The 13,482-nt window shown below is 73.9% G+C and carries 13 protein-coding genes; 9 read left to right on the forward strand and 4 right to left on the reverse strand.

Annotation, left to right across the window (positions count from 1 at the left end; all coding sequences use genetic code 11):
* Positions 1-342: 342 nt before the first annotated feature.
* From ACGFZQ_RS21360 to ACGFZQ_RS21370, 3 genes are all read left to right on the forward strand, one after another.
* Positions 343-777: a hypothetical protein gene (locus tag ACGFZQ_RS21360; protein ID WP_393841636.1), complete on the forward strand. Its 435-nt coding sequence runs from the start codon at positions 343-345 to the stop codon at positions 775-777.
* A 151-nt stretch (positions 778-928) separates the two neighbouring features.
* A complete protein-coding gene (locus ACGFZQ_RS21365; RefSeq protein ID WP_351735882.1) occupies positions 929-1,498 on the forward strand; it encodes an XRE family transcriptional regulator in 570 nt (189 codons plus the stop codon).
* Positions 1,498-2,214 (forward strand): helical backbone metal receptor, encoded by a 717-nt coding sequence (locus ACGFZQ_RS21370; RefSeq protein ID WP_393841637.1) that lies wholly within the window; start codon positions 1,498-1,500, stop codon positions 2,212-2,214. Before ACGFZQ_RS21365 ends, ACGFZQ_RS21370 begins: the two co-directional genes overlap by 1 nt.
* Here ACGFZQ_RS21370 and ACGFZQ_RS21375 read toward each other — a convergent pair.
* A complete protein-coding gene (locus ACGFZQ_RS21375) occupies positions 2,126-3,244 on the reverse strand; it encodes a TDT family transporter (protein ID WP_393841638.1) in 1,119 nt (372 codons plus the stop codon). The two genes, ACGFZQ_RS21370 and ACGFZQ_RS21375, sit on opposite strands and share 89 nt — an antisense overlap.
* Positions 3,245-3,314: 70 nt before the next feature.
* On the opposite strand from ACGFZQ_RS21375, the gene ACGFZQ_RS21380 reads away from it, so the two are divergent.
* Positions 3,315-4,253 (forward strand): LysR family transcriptional regulator, encoded by a 939-nt coding sequence (locus ACGFZQ_RS21380; RefSeq protein WP_393841639.1) that lies wholly within the window; start codon positions 3,315-3,317, stop codon positions 4,251-4,253.
* Between the two features lie 70 nt (positions 4,254-4,323).
* Complete coding sequence (locus tag ACGFZQ_RS21385) at positions 4,324-5,277, forward strand: phosphotransferase family protein (protein WP_393841640.1); 954 nt, start codon at positions 4,324-4,326, stop codon at positions 5,275-5,277.
* Here the strand turns inward: ACGFZQ_RS21385 and ACGFZQ_RS21390 are convergent.
* Positions 5,261-5,947 carry a gamma-glutamyl-gamma-aminobutyrate hydrolase family protein gene (locus tag ACGFZQ_RS21390; protein ID WP_393841641.1) on the reverse strand — a complete coding sequence of 229 codons (687 nt, stop codon included), beginning with the start codon at positions 5,945-5,947 and terminating at the stop codon, positions 5,261-5,263. The genes ACGFZQ_RS21385 and ACGFZQ_RS21390 overlap by 17 nt on opposite strands.
* Positions 5,948-6,000: 53 nt before the next feature.
* The gene (locus ACGFZQ_RS21395) at positions 6,001-6,735 is read right to left on the reverse strand and encodes a FadR/GntR family transcriptional regulator (protein WP_393841642.1); all 735 of its coding nucleotides are present in this window, start codon (positions 6,733-6,735) and stop codon (positions 6,001-6,003) included.
* A gap of 95 nt (positions 6,736-6,830) precedes the next feature.
* Here ACGFZQ_RS21395 and ACGFZQ_RS21400 point away from each other — a divergent pair, with 95 nt between their 5' ends.
* The 4 genes from ACGFZQ_RS21400 to ACGFZQ_RS21415 are packed head-to-tail and all read left to right on the forward strand — an operon-like array spanning position 6,831 to position 11,222.
* A complete protein-coding gene (locus ACGFZQ_RS21400) occupies positions 6,831-8,189 on the forward strand; it encodes a glutamine synthetase family protein (protein ID WP_393841643.1) in 1,359 nt (452 codons plus the stop codon).
* A gap of 8 nt (positions 8,190-8,197) precedes the next feature.
* Complete coding sequence (locus ACGFZQ_RS21405; RefSeq protein WP_393841644.1) at positions 8,198-9,577, forward strand: aldehyde dehydrogenase family protein; 1,380 nt, start codon at positions 8,198-8,200, stop codon at positions 9,575-9,577.
* The gene (locus ACGFZQ_RS21410; RefSeq protein WP_393841645.1) at positions 9,574-10,365 is read left to right on the forward strand and encodes a 3-oxoacyl-ACP reductase; all 792 of its coding nucleotides are present in this window, start codon (positions 9,574-9,576) and stop codon (positions 10,363-10,365) included. The genes ACGFZQ_RS21405 and ACGFZQ_RS21410 overlap by 4 nt, the downstream gene beginning before the upstream one ends.
* Positions 10,366-10,403: 38 nt before the next feature.
* On the forward strand, positions 10,404-11,222 hold the full coding sequence (locus ACGFZQ_RS21415) for a DUF2510 domain-containing protein (protein ID WP_393841813.1): 819 nt from the start codon (positions 10,404-10,406) through the stop codon (positions 11,220-11,222).
* On the opposite strand, the gene ACGFZQ_RS21420 is transcribed toward ACGFZQ_RS21415, so the two are convergent.
* Positions 11,219-12,421, reverse strand: coding sequence for an amino acid deaminase/aldolase (locus ACGFZQ_RS21420; RefSeq protein WP_393841646.1), 1,203 nt, complete (start codon positions 12,419-12,421; stop codon positions 11,219-11,221). The genes ACGFZQ_RS21415 and ACGFZQ_RS21420 overlap by 4 nt on opposite strands.
* Between the last annotated feature and the right edge of the window lie 1,061 nt (positions 12,422-13,482).

Consider the following 13,482-nt stretch of genomic DNA (forward strand, 5'->3'; position numbering starts at 1 on the left):
CCCCGGTACCCGGGGCGTACGGCGGTGGCTACCTCGCCGCCTACCACACCACCCTCGCCGACGGCCGCTTCCACACGGCCGTCGCCACCTCCACCGACCTGCGCACCTGGACCCGCCGCCACAACTTCGGCCCGGGCACCAGCCAGCCCTCCCTGCGCACCGACGGCACCGGGGGATGGGTCCTCGCCTACGAAAAGGATCCGGCCAACCACATAGCGCTACGGCACTACCCAAGCCTCACCGCTGCTGACCGGAACGGCCGACCGCGCGTTCGACGCGCCGCGCACCCTGTCCCGCTGCGCCGAGGGCACCCCGGACATCACCGCGGTCCACGGCGACACCGTGGAACTGACCGGCCACTACCGCGCGGGCTGCGCCACCGACCGCCAACTCCGCGCCACCCTGCGGGACTTCACCGTCTGGCGGGCCCGCCCGGATCAGCGCCTCGACCTGGCACTCCTGGCCTGGGGCACCGCCGGGAACATCGGCGACCGCTCACGCACTGAACTGATGGGGCACTCCCTCGTCCTGATCGAGGGCCAGCGCCTGCGCGACGACTTCGGCAGCTGGTCGGTCTACGCCTACGACCCCGCCTCCGGCCGGGCCGACCGGCTCGGCCTGCGCACCCCCGGCGGCAGCGGCGCCTTCGCCAATCCGTCGGCCACGCTGCTCACCGACCCCGACGGCCGTCCGGCCCTCCTGGTCAGCGTCTTCATCCCGAAGGAGGAGTCCGCGCCCGGCGAGTCCGGCGAGCTCGTCTACTGGCGCGAACTGTGAGGGTCGCGCTCACCCGACGTGACGGGGATGTGACGCCCGCCTGAAACGGTTTGCCGAACATGCGTAGGGTGCAGAGAACCCAACAGAGGGGGCCCGGCCGAAGCGGGGCACCCGGAAGACGGAACGACGAGCGAAGGAGGGAGCCGGAGCGATGGGCGACCACAAAGACCAGCAACCCGTGCGGGTGGGCGCGGCAGTCCGGCGGCGCCGCCGGGCGCTGGAGCTCACCCTCGCCGTCGTGGCCGAACGCAGCGGCCTGTCGGTGCCCTTCCTGAGCCAGATCGAGAACGACAGGGCCCGGCCCAGCCGCACCTCCCTGGAGAAGCTCGCCGACGCCCTGCGCACCACGGCCGTCGAACTCCTCGCCGCCGCCGACCCGGCGTGCAGCGTGGACGTCGTACGCGCCGACGCCACCGAGCCGGACTTCGCGCGCAAGGTGCGCTCCCTGGTGCGCGGCCACCATCAACTGCACGCCTCAGAGTTCACCGGCGACCACGACGCCGGCCGCGAATTCCAGCACCGCAACGACGAGTTGATGTACGTCGCCGACGGCGCGGTGGAGGTCGAGGCCGAGGGCCGCGCCTACCGCCTCGGCCGCGGCGACACCCTCTACCTCACCGGCGGAGTCCGGCACCGCTGGCGGGCGACGGTCCCGGACACCCGGGTCATCGTGGTCGCGGTGGCGGAACACATCGAGGCGGTCCAGGACCGCCCCCGCTGATGCGCGTGGTCTCCCTGGTCCCCTCGCTCACCGAGGCGGTCGCGGAAACGCTCCCCGAAGTCCTCGTCGGTGCCACCGACTGGTGCACCCATCCGGCCGACCTCGACGTCACCCGTGTCGGCGGCACCAAGAACCCCGCGCTCGACCGGATCCTCGCCCTCGCCCCCGACCTGGTGATCGCCAACGAGGAGGAGAACCGCGCCCCCGACCTCGACGCCCTGCGGGCGGCCGGCGTGGAGGTGCTGGTCACGGAGGTGCGGGAGGTACCACAGGCCTTCCGCGAGCTGGCCCGGGTGCTGACCGCGTGCGGCGCGCGGACCCGCCCGCGCTGGCTGGACGAGGCCGAGGATGCCTGGTCGGCGCCGGTGCCCGAACCCCGTACCACCGCGGTCGTCCCGATCTGGCGGCGGCCGTGGATGGTCCTCGGCAGGGACACCTTCGCGGGGGATGCCCTCAAGCGGCTCGGGATCGAGAACCTGTACGCCGCCCACCCCGAGCGCTACCCCCGCATCCCGGTCGCGGAACTGAACGACGCGCGGCCCGGGCTGGTCGTCCTTCCGGACGAGCCCTACCGCTTCACCGCCGGCGACGGCCCGGAGGCCTTCCCCGGCCTGCCGTGCGCACTGGTCAGCGGGCGGCACCTGACGTGGTACGGCCCGTCACTGGCCGAGGCGCCACGGCTGCTGGACGGGGCCCTGCGAGCAGCTCGCCGCTGACCAGCCCGCGTACGGTGCCGGCAGCGGCCGCGAGCCAGCCGGCGACGAGGAGGGCGTACAGCCCCACCGCCAGCCAGTCGTACACCGCGAGCCCGGTGTGCCGGCCCAGCGCGGCGGCGCCCGTGACACACGTCCCCACCGGGAAGGTGAACGCCCACCACGTCATGGTGAACCGCATGCCCTGCCGGCGTGCCCGGACCACGTGCGCGACCGCCAGCGCCAGCCACAGCAGCGCGAACCCCATGACCGGAACGCCGTAGAGCACGGCGAGGAGGCCGAAACCGGCGGCGTACGGGGCCGGTACGACCCCGGGGGCGAGGTCCGCGAAGGCGCCGACCGCCGTGGTGGACTGCCCGAGCGGGCCCAGCACCAGGAAGACCGTGGGGGTGAGGGCGAGGGGCAGCGGACCGACGGTGACCAGCCGGGCGAAGACGAGCGTCAGCATCAGCAGCGTGGCCAGCAGGCTCAGCCCGAAGAGCGCGAAGCAGCCGTAGAGCAGGGTCTCGCGCGGCTGCCCGGGCGGCAGATACGGGACCAGCCGCGGTCCGAGCGCGGCCGACACCATGGGCGCGACCAGCGGCAGCAGCCACACCGGGGTGGCCTGACCGGCCTCGACCCGGTGCCGTACGGCCATCAGGTACGGCACGGTGACGGCGGCCGCGAGGCCCACGGCCGTACCGGCGACGAACAGCACGGCGTCGAGGGCGACGGCCGCGGGCTCGCCGATCCAGTCCCGCCCGAGGGCGAGGGCACCGCCGCCGACCGCTAGCAGGGCCATGGAGAGACAGCCGTAGAAGGGGGCCATGGCGGGGTCGCGGAGGTGGGCGCGGGCCTGGTCGGGATGGTGGGCCCAGTGCAGGGCCCGCGCGGCCAGCAGGACCACGAGTTGCAGCAGGGACAGTGCCCAGATGCCGACGAACAGTTCGCGCAGGCCGGCGACGCCGAGCGCGGCGCCACCGAGGGCGAGGGCTGCGGTGCCCATGACGGAGGCGTACCAGTTGGGACCGAGATACCGGACTGCGGTGACCATGAATCAACCGTCCTGCTGACGCGGGGCCGCGACCAGGGAGTCCGGGTCTATGGGGGCATAAGCTGGTCTTATGAGCAAGACGGGCAAGACGGGCGAGACGGGGGAGCGGACGGCAGGCGGCGCGCTGGCGCACCGGGTGCCGGATCTCGGTGCGCTGGAGCTGCTCCTGGCGGTGGCGCGGCTGGGCAGCCTCGGGGCGGCGGCCCGGGAGGTCGGCATCACCCAGCCGGCGGCCAGCAGCCGGATCCGCTCGATGGAACGGCAGCTGGGGGTGGCCCTCGTCGACCGCTCACCACGCGGCTCGCGGCTCACCGACGCGGGGGCGCTGGTGACCGACTGGGCGCGGCGGGTGGTGGAGGCGGCGGAGGCCTTCGACGCGGGGGCGCAGGCACTGCGGGACCGCCGGGACTCGCGGCTGCGGGTCGCGGCGAGCATGACCATCGCCGAGTACCTCCTGCCCGGCTGGCTGCTCGCGCTGCGCGCGCAGCGCCCCGACACCGCGGTGTCCCTGCTCGCGGGCAACTCGGCGGCGGTGGCCGAACGGCTGCTCGCGGACGAGGCGGACCTGGGCTTCGTGGAGGGGCTGACGGTTCCGCAGGGCCTGGACTCGACGGTGATAGCCCACGACCGCCTGATCGTGGTGACGGCCCCCGCGCACCCGTGGGCCCGCCGCCGGCGCCCGCTGGCGGCCGAGGAGCTGGCGGCGACCCCCCTGATCCTCCGCGAGCGCGGCTCCGGCACCCGCCAGGTCCTCGACGCGGCGCTGGGCGGCCTGGCCCGCCCGCTGATCGAGCTGTCCTCGACCACGGCGGTGAAGGCGTCGGCGGTCAGCGGCGCGGGCCCGGCGGTCCTGAGCGAACTGGCGGTGGGCGAGGAACTGGCGATGCGGCGCCTGGTGAGCATCCCGGTGGAGGGCATCGCGCTACGGCGCGACCTGCGAGCGGTCTGGCCGACGGGCCACCGCCCCACCGGCCCGGCCCGCGAGCTGCTCTCCCTGACCCGGGGGTGACGGACGAGACCGTTCCGGCCGACGCGAAAATCCTTGGCGGTATCCATGCCACGGCCTCCACCATCGCCCCATGCCCACCCCCGCCCCGCCCGCCGAAGGCACCCGTACCCCCTGGGAAGCCCTTCCCGCCCCCGTCCGTACCGCCGTCGCCGACCTGCTCGGCGGCGCCCCGGTCACCCATGCCACCACCCAGCCCGGCGGCTTCTCTCCGGGCGTCGCCGCCCGGATCCGCACCGCCGCCCACCGCACCGCCTTCGTCAAGGCGGTCAGCGCCGACTCCAACCCCGACAGCCCCGCCCTGCACCGCGCGGAGGCCCGCAACGCCGCCGCCCTCCCCGCCCGCGTCCCCGCGCCCCGCCTCCTCGGCAGCTACGACGACGGCACCTGGGTGGCCCTGGTCTTCGAGGAAGTCGACGGCCGTCAGCCCCGTGTCCCCTGGCGTCCGGACGAACTGCGCCGCGTCCTCGACGCCGTCGCCACCCTCGGCCGTACCCTCACCCCCTCCCCCGGCGCCGCCCCACCCGCCGCCGAGCACCTCGGCGACGCCTTCGACGGCTGGCACAGCCTGATCGAGGCCCCCGACGGCGTCGCCGACCGCCTCGACGCGTGGACCGTCTCCCACCTCGCCGAGCTGGCCGGACTCGCCGCGCCCTGGCGGGAATCCGTCGCCGGCGACACGCTCGCCCACGCCGACCTGCGCGCCGACAACATGCTGCTCACGGCCGACGGGGGAGTCGTCTTCGTCGACTGGCCGCACGCGGTGCGCGCCGCCCCCTGGTTCGACCTGCTCGTGATGCTGCCGTGCGTACGGGCGCAGGGCGGCCCGGACCCGGAGGACGTGTTCACCGCGCATCCACTCGGCCGGGACGCCGACCCGGCCGCCGTCACGGCCGCCCTCGCCGCCCTGACCGGCTACTTCCTGGAGCACTCGGTGCGGCCCGCGCCGCCCGGCCTGCCCACCCTGCGCCCGTTCCAGCGTGCACAGGGCGACGCGGCGCTGGCCTGGCTCAGGACGCGGCTGTGATCAAAGCCTGCATCACCCGCAGGTCCTCGCCCATCTCGGGGTGCCACTGCACTCCGAGGACCCAGCCGTGGCCGGCGGGGAGCTCGATCGCCTCGATCGTGCCGTCGGCGGCGTGGGCCGAGGCCAGCAGGCCGGTGCCGAGGCGGTCCACCGCCTGGTGGTGGAAGGTGGGGACGGCGGTCTCCTCCGGGACGGTGTCGGCGTACCGCGTGCCGGGAACGGGCTTCACCTCGTGGCTGCCGAAGACGCCCGGCACCTCCGCGTGGCCGTCCATGTGCTGGACGAGGGTGCCGCCGAGGGCGACGTTCAGGAGCTGCATGCCCCGGCAGATCCCGAGCAGCGGTGTGCCCGCCGTCAGCGCCGCGCCGATCAGGGCCAGCTCCCAGGCGTCCCGGGCGCGGGCGGGGCGGCCGGTGCGGGGGTCGGTTTCGGCGCCGTAGCGGACCGGTTCCACGTCCGGGCCGCCCGCGATCACCAGGCCGTCCAGGCGGGCCACCGTCGACGCCGCGTGCCGCGGGTCGTCCGGCGGCAGCAGCGCGGCCAGGCCGCCCGCCCGCTGGACCAGCCGGGGGTAGCCGGCCGGCAGCAGGGCCGCCTCCAGCTCCCAGACGCCCCAGCGCGCCCCGGCCTCCAGGTATGTGCTCACGCCGATCAGCGGCCGTCCGGCCATGGACCCTCCCTCAAAGGTGTGCATCCACACCTTTATGGCACGGCGACCGGCCGTTACGCCAGAAAGCCCCGGAGCAGAGCGGCCGTCCCCGCGCAGTGCTCGCGCATCATCTCCCGGGCGCCGTCCGCGTCCCCGTCCAGGACCGCCTCGACCAGGGCGATGTGCTGGCGCTGCGAGTGCTCCAGGTTGCGGACCAGGAGCGGGATGCAGTCGAGGAGGTCGTTGACCGTCGCCCGTACCGCCGCGTACTGGGCGGTGAGGGAGGGGGAGCCGCACAGTTCGGCGATCGTCAGATGGAGCAGGGTGTCCAGGCGGCGGTAGTCCGCCAGCGGTGCCTCGTGCGTGCGGGCGAGCGCCTCGCGGAGGCGGAGCGTCTGTTCGCCGGTCAGCCCGTGCGCCGCGCACAGGCCCGCCGCGCCGACCTCCAGGACCTCCCGGAAGCGCAGCACGTCCTCGATGTCGACCTCGGCGATCCGGCGCCGCAGCTCGTCCTCGCCGCCCGCGTCGGTGCGCGGCAGCACGAAGGTGCCGCCGTACCGCCCGCGCCGGGACTCCACCAGCCCCTGGTCCTGGAGCACCTTCAGCACCTCGCGCAGCGTCACCCGGCTGATCCCCAGCCGCTCCGCCAGCTCCCGCTCGGCGGGCAGCCGCTCGCCGCCCGGAACCAGGCCCAGCCGGACGACCTGGAGGATCTGCTCCAGCGCCTCCTCGAAGCCGTTGCCCGCCCGTACCGGTCGCAGTACCGGCGTCAACGGGTCGTCGAGGGCGCCGTCCGCATCCAGCGACATATGGCCGTACCCCCTTCCCAAGCAATGGTTCTCGCCAATACCTTAGAACTCCCGGCCCGGCCGCAGCAGCGCGATGAAGCCCAAGGAGCCCTCCCGTGGCAGACCGCACACCCCCGCTCAGCGTCGAGGAACTGCACACCCTCGTCGCGAGCGGTGAGATCGACACTGTCGTCCTGGCCTTCCCCGACATGCAAGGGCGACTGCAGGGAAAGCGGTTCGCCGCCCGTTTCTTCCTCGACGAGGTCCTGCGCCACGGCACCGAGGGCTGCAACTACCTGCTCGCCGTCGACACCGAGATGAACACGGTCGAGGGGTACGCCATGTCCTCCTGGGACCGCGGCTACGGCGACTTCGCCATGCACCCCGACCTCGCCACCCTCCGCCGGGTGCCCTGGAACGCGGGCACCGCCATGCTCATCGCCGACCTCGCCTGGAACGACGGCGCCCCGGTCGTCGCCGCGCCCCGGCAGATCCTCCGCCACCAGCTGGAGCGCCTCGCCGAACTCGGCTACACCGCACAGGTCGGTACGGAGCTGGAGTTCATCGTGTTCAAGGACACGTACGAGGCCGCCTGGGACGCCAACTACCGCGGGCTGACCCCGGCCAACCAGTACAACATCGACTACTCGGTGCTGGGGACCGGGCGGATCGAGCCGCTGCTGCGCCGGATCCGGAACGACATGGCGGGGGCCGGGCTGACCGTCGAGTCCGCCAAGGGCGAGTGCAACCCGGGCCAGCACGAGATCGCCTTCCGGTACGACGAGGCCCTCGTCACCTGCGACCAGCACGCGATCTACAAGACCGGTGCCAAGGAGATCGCCGCCCAGGAGGGCGTCTCCCTCACCTTCATGGCCAAGTACAACGAGCGGGAGGGCAACTCCTGCCACATCCACCTGTCGTTGACGGACGCGGACGGCGCAGGCGTCTTCGCCGCCGAGGACGGCATGTCCGAGGTCATGCGGCACTTCCTCGCCGGACAGCTCGCCGCCCTCCGGGACTTCTCGCTCCTGTACGCGCCCCACATCAACAGCTACAAGCGGTTCCAGCCGGGCTCCTTCGCCCCGACCGCGGTCGCCTGGGGCCACGACAATCGCACCTGCGCGCTCAGAGTCGTCGGCCACGGCCGCTCGCTGCGCTTCGAGAACCGGCTGCCCGGCGGCGACGTCAACCCGCACCTCGCCGTCGCCGGCCTGGTCGCGGCCGGGCTGTACGGCGTCGAGCACAAGCTCGAACTCCCCGAGCCCTGCCCCGGCAACGCCTACACCGCCGACTTCGCGCACGTCCCGACCACGCTTCGGGAGGCCGCCGAGCTCTGGGAGAACAGCCCCATCGCCCGGGCCGCCTTCGGCGACGAGGTCGTCGCGCACTACCGCAACATGGCCCGCGTCGAGCTGGCCGCCTTCGACGCCGCGGTGACCGACTGGGAGCTGCGCCGCTCCTTCGAACGCATGTGAGGCACCACTTGTCACACCAGTACGAACTCGACGTCCTCAACCCGGCCACGGAGGAGGTGATCGCGACCGTCCCGGGGGCCGTGGAGCAGGACGTGGACACCGCCGTACGACGGGCCGCCCAGGCCCAGGAGCGGTGGGCCGCCCTCGCGCCCGCCGACCGGGCCCGGCTGCTGCGCCGGTTCGCGGTCGTCGTCGACGAACACCGCGAGGAGCTCGCACAGCTGGAGGTGCGGGAGGCCGGGCACACCGTCGGCAACGCCCGCTGGGAGGCGGGCAACGTCCGGGACCTGCTCGACTACGCGGCCGGGGGAGTGGAGCGGCTGACCGGGCGCCAGATCCCGGTCCCCGGCGGCCTCGACGTCACCCTCCTCGAACCCCTCGGGGTCGTCGGCGTCATCGCTCCCTGGAACTTCCCCATGCCGATCGCGGCCTGGGGGACCGCCCCCGCCCTCGCGGCCGGCAACGCGGTGCTCCTGAAACCCGCCGAGACCACCCCCCTGACCGCCCTCCGCCTCGCCGAACTCGCCCTGGCGGCGGGCCTGCCCGAGCACCTCTTCCAGGTGCTGCCCGGCCGGGGCGACATCGCCGGCGAGGCCCTGGTCCGCCACCCCTGCGTCGCCAAGATCGTGTTCACCGGCTCCACCCGCGTCGGCAAGCGCGTCATGGCGCTCTGCGCCGACCAGGTGAAGCGCGTGACCCTCGAACTCGGCGGCAAGAGCCCCAACATCGTCTTCGCCGACGCGGACATCGAGGCCGCCGCGGCCGCCGCCCCCATGTCCTTCCTGGACAACTCCGGGCAGGACTGCTGCGCCCGCACCCGCATCCTCGTCCAGCGGTCCGTCCACGACCGCTTCCTGGAACTCCTCGCCCCCGCGATCGAGTCCGTCACCGTCGGCGACCCGGCCGACGAGAAGACCGACATGGGCCCGCTGATCTCCAGATCCCAGCTGGACCGCGTCCGTTCGTACGTCGACCCCGACGCGCCCGGCATCCGGGGCAAGGCCCCCGAGGGCCCCGGCTTCTGGTTCCCGCCGACCGTCCTCACCGGCGTCGACCCGCACGCGCGTGTGGCCGTCGAGGAGGTCTTCGGACCCGTCGCCGCCGTCATCCCCTTCGACGACGAGGCCGACGCGATCCGCATCGCCAACGACACCGACTACGGCCTCTCCGGCTCCCTGTGGACCCGTGACGTCGGCCGCGCCCTGCGCGTCTCGGGCGCCGTCAAGGCCGGCAACCTGTCCGTCAACTCCCACTCCAGCGTCCGCTACTGGACCCCCTTCGGCGGCTACAAGCAGTCGGGGATCGGCCGCGAACTCGGCCCGGACGCGCTCACCGCCTTCACCGAGACCAAGAACGTCTTCATCAGCACGGAGGGCCCCGCACAGTGACCGCTGAGACCCCTGACATCGTCTGCCGCCGACTCGTCGGCCGCACCGCCGTCATCACCGGAGCCGGCAGCGGCATCGGCCTCGCCACCGCACGGCGGCTCGCCTCCGAGGGCGCGCACGTCGTCTGCGGCGACGTCGACGACACCCGCGGCAAGGCCGCCGCCGAGGAGGTCGGCGGGCTCTTCGTGAAGGTCGACGTCACCGACGCCGAACAGGTCGAGGCCCTGTTCGAGGCAGCCTTCGACACCTACGGCAGCGTCGACATCGCCTTCAACAACGCCGGCATCTCGCCGCCCGACGACGACTCCATCCTGGAGACCGGCCTGGAGGCCTGGAAGCGCGTCCAGGAGGTCAACCTCACCTCCGTCTACCTGTGCTGCAAGGCCGCCATCCCCTACATGCGGCGCCAGGGCAAGGGCTCCATCATCAACACCGCGTCCTTCGTGGCGCGGATGGGCGCGGCGACCTCACAGATCTCGTACACCGCGTCCAAGGGTGGAGTTCTGGCCATGTCCCGCGAACTGGGCGTCCAGTTCGCCCGCGAGGGCATCCGCGTCAACGCGCTGTGCCCGGGACCGGTCAACACCCCCCTCCTCCAGGAACTGTTCGCCAAGGACCCCGAGCGGGCCGCCCGCCGCCTTGTCCACATCCCGCTCGGCCGGTTCGCCGAGGCCGAGGAGATCGCCGCCGCCGTCGCCTTCCTGGCCAGCGACGACTCCTCCTTCGTCAACGCCAGCGACTTCCTGGTGGACGGCGGGATCTCCGGGGCGTACGTCACACCCCTGTAGGAGCGGCCCAACTCCCGTCCTACAGTGCGGGAGTGAGCATGACGCCGCCCGGCTGGTACCGCGACCCACAGGCTCCGCACCTGGAGCGCTGGTGGGACGGCGGTACCTGGACCGCGCACCGGCGCACCCCCTCCGGCCTCCCCGCGCCGCCGACCCCGACGGCGGCCGGGGCGTCCGGACGTGCCAAGGCGGTCGCGCTGATATCCGCCGGGGCGGTACTCGCGACGGCGATCGTCGGCGGCGCCACCGTGCTCCGCACGGACGAGCTGCGCGCCGGCACGGACACCGCGATCAACACCGCCCCCACCGCCCCACCGCCGCCGTCCCTCGTGGTCGACCAGCTCAACGGCATCACCCTGCCGGTCCCGACCGGCTGGACCAGCCCCTCGTACCTCGCCCAGGACGACGTCGTGATGACCACCGACGGTACCTACGCCTGCCCGGCCGACACCGGCCGGTGCCGCCACGGCGAGGTTCAGAGCCGCACCGCGGGCAGCGCCGACGGCAGCTCCGCGCGCACCGTCGCCGAACGGGACGTACCGGACGCGGCCGAGACGGCCTACGGCCACGATCCCGGCGGCCGCCGGCCCTTCGGCGGCATCCGCTCCCACCAGGTCGTCAAGGCCGGGCGGGTCGCGGTCGCCGGCGGCGACGGATACCTGGTGCGCTGGCGGGTCAGGACGGCCGAGGGACCCGGCGGCTACGTCCAGTCCCTCGCCTTCCCCTCCCGCACCGGCATCCCGGCCCCGGTCGTCGTCCGGTTCGTCTTCGACGCCGGACCGGACGGACCGCCGCTGTCCGACATGGACGCGATCACCAGCGGTATCCGCCCGGTGGACCGGAAACCGGAAGGTTAGAGGAAGGTGTGACCTTCCCCGCGGTACGTCGGCACGACCGCCGTCACCCGGTCGCCCTCGACCAGCTGCAGCTCGGCGAACCGCTCGCACAGCTCGCCCGCCTTGGCGTGCCGGAACCACACCTTGTCGCCGATCAGCAGGTCGTCCGCCGCGGAGCCGAGCAGCGGGGTCTGCACCTCGCCGGGGCCCTCCTGCGGGTCGTACGACAGCCCCTGCGGCAGGTACGGCACCGGCAGCCGGTCGGGGCCCGCGGCGCCCGAGGCCGGGTAGCCGCCGCCGAGGACGGTGACGACCCCGACACCCGGCCGCCGGACCACCGGCATGGCGAACAGGGCGGCCGGCCGGCCGGTGAACGACGTGTAGTTGTCGAAGAGCCGGGGCACGTACAGGCCCGACCCGGCCGCTATCTCGGTGACCGCGTCCTCCGCCGCCGTGGTCTGCACACTGCCCGTGCCGCCGCCGTTGACGAACTCCAGGTCCGGCGTGACCGCCCGGACCGCCCGCACCACCGCGGCGCGTCGCTCGGCCAGCTCACGGCGGGCGGTGGCCTGCATCAGCCGGACCGCGCGGGAGCGCAGCGGCCGGCCGGCGACACTGTCCCCGACCCCGGCGATGTGCCCCTCGTACGCCATGATCCCGACCAGCTTGAAGCCCGGCCGCCCGGCCACGGTCCGCGCCAGGTCGGCGAGCTGGGCGGGGGAGTACAGCGGCGAACGCCGGGCCCCGACCCGCACCCGGCCCCCGAACATCTTCAGCGAGGTGTCCAACTCCAGGCAGACCCGCACCACTTCGGTCCCGCCGGCGCGGGCCGCGTCGATCAGGTCGAGGTGCGCCGGGTCGTCGATCATCACCGTCACGGCGGCGGCCAGCTTGGGGTCGGCGGCCAGCTCGGCGAACCGGGCCCGGTCGGCGGACGGATAGGCCAGCAGGATGTCCTCGAACCCCGAGCGCGCGAGCCACAGCGACTCCGCGAGCGTGAAGGACATGATCCCGGCGAAGCCGTCCTTCGCGAGGACCCGTTCCAGCAGGTGCCGGCAGCGTACGGACTTGCTCGCGACCCGTACCGGCTTGCCGCCGGCCCGGCGCACGAGATCGTCCGCGTTGGCGTCGAAGGCCTCCAGATCGACGATCGCGAGAGGGGCGTCCAGATGGGCGGTGGCCCGGTCGTAACGGGCCCGGTCGGCGGCGCGCGCAGTCATGAACGCAGCCTGCCAGACAGGATTACCGCAGGGTAGGGGGACGATACGGGCAGATACCCCGCGGTCGTGGACTGGTTCCCGTTCGCCCTCGGACAACCCGTAGAGTGACGCGCACGTACGGCGGAACGACTCCGGCCGCCTGACCCGCGCCGGGATGCGGATCCGCGTGTGCGGGTATGCGTGCCCGGGGACGGACGTCTTTCGCGCCGGGGAGCACGCGGGCCCGTACGCGGAGTTGGCCCGGGCAGGAGGAAACGGGGGGCGTATGAGCACGGAAGCGCGGCACGCCCCGATCCCGCGACGTCCTTCGCCCGATCCCGCGCCGACCGCCGACGGCGGGGCCGACGGGGCCGGACCGGGGAGCGGTGCGGCCGGCCGGGGCGAAGCGCCGGATGCGGCCGAGGCGACCGGTCGGACCGGCGGCCCGGGGTTCTTCGACCGGCCGAACCGAGTGAACTGGTCGCACGCATCCGACGTATCCACTGGTAGGGCCGACACCACCGGGCAGGACCAGCTGCCGGGACGGTCCGGCGTGCAGCAGAGTCGCGAGGACCGGACGAGTCGGGGCGGTGCGGTGGCGCAGGGCGAGCAGGGTGCGGGGGAGAGGGCGGGCACCCGCCCGGCGTCCGCCGAACGCATCACACGCCCCCGCTACCCCGATCTCCGCCCCCCGCAGAGTCCCCCCAGCGCGCCCCCGCCCCCCTCCTCGGCCCGCTTCCCGGACACCCCACCCACCACCACCGCCCGGGAAACCGACCGCCCCGCACCACCCGCCACCTCCACCGGACAGACCGACCGCCCCGCGCCGCCGGCGTCCCCCGGCCGGGAGGACGGCGGCGTCATGCCGTCTGCGGCTTCCGGGTGGGAGGGCGGCCGGTCCGGGTCGGCCGGTCGTGAGGACCGTCGGTCCGATTCGTTCGTGTCTCCGGGCCGGGAGGGCGGCGGCGTCATGCCGTCTGAGGCTTCCGGGTGGGAGGGCGGCCGGTCCGGGTCGGCCGGTCGTGAGGACCGTCGGTCCGATTCGTTCGTGTCTCCGGGCCGGGAGGGCGGCGGCGTCACGC

The organism is Streptomyces sp. NPDC048254 (assembly GCF_043201895.1).
GTDB lineage: Bacteria > Actinomycetota > Actinomycetes > Streptomycetales > Streptomycetaceae > Streptomyces.

Coding starts and splice junctions, on each gene's coding strand:
- ACGFZQ_RS21365 (WP_351735882.1), top strand. CDS start 929: ATGGGCGACCACAAAGACCAGCAACCCGTGCGGGTGGGCGCGGCAGTC.
- ACGFZQ_RS21370 (WP_393841637.1), top strand. CDS start 1,498: ATGCGCGTGGTCTCCCTGGTCCCCTCGCTCACCGAGGCGGTCGCGGAA.
- ACGFZQ_RS21375 (WP_393841638.1), bottom strand. CDS start 3,244: ATGGTCACCGCAGTCCGGTATCTCGGTCCCAACTGGTACGCCTCCGTC.
- ACGFZQ_RS21380 (WP_393841639.1), top strand. CDS start 3,315: ATGAGCAAGACGGGCAAGACGGGCGAGACGGGGGAGCGGACGGCAGGC.
- ACGFZQ_RS21385 (WP_393841640.1), top strand. CDS start 4,324: ATGCCCACCCCCGCCCCGCCCGCCGAAGGCACCCGTACCCCCTGGGAA.
- ACGFZQ_RS21390 (WP_393841641.1), bottom strand. CDS start 5,947: ATGGCCGGACGGCCGCTGATCGGCGTGAGCACATACCTGGAGGCCGGG.
- ACGFZQ_RS21395 (WP_393841642.1), bottom strand. CDS start 6,735: ATGTCGCTGGATGCGGACGGCGCCCTCGACGACCCGTTGACGCCGGTA.
- ACGFZQ_RS21415 (WP_393841813.1), top strand. CDS start 10,404: ATGACGCCGCCCGGCTGGTACCGCGACCCACAGGCTCCGCACCTGGAG.
- ACGFZQ_RS21420 (WP_393841646.1), bottom strand. CDS start 12,421: ATGACTGCGCGCGCCGCCGACCGGGCCCGTTACGACCGGGCCACCGCC.